This is a genomic window from Streptococcus mitis, from assembly GCF_946190275.1.
In the GTDB taxonomy this organism is placed as follows: Bacteria; Bacillota; Bacilli; order Lactobacillales; family Streptococcaceae; genus Streptococcus; species Streptococcus mitis_DC.
The window spans coordinates 1-239 of record NZ_CAMHZQ010000116.1; the positions used below are offsets into that span (position 1 = coordinate 1).

Below are 239 nucleotides of genomic sequence, written 5' to 3' on the forward strand. Positions count from 1 at the left end.
TCAGCAAGCACAAGTGCAGTAGCGTCTACCTCAGCGTCAACAAGTGCAGTAGCGTCTACCTCAGCAAGCACAAGTGCAGTAGCCTCTACCTCAGCATCAACAAGTGCTGTAGCCTCTACGTCAGCAAGCACAAGTGCCGTAGCATCTACATCAGCAAGTACTAGCGCTGTAGCCTCTACCTCAGCAAGCACAAGTGCCGTAGCGTCTACGTCAGCGTCAACAAGTGCCGTAGCGTCTAC

General features: G+C 53.1%; 1 pseudogene. It reads right to left on the bottom strand.

Going from position 1 to position 239, the window contains the following annotated elements:
* A pseudogene (locus N8M20_RS10445) lies at nucleotides 1–239 on the bottom strand (adhesive domain-containing protein); the annotation flags it as partial.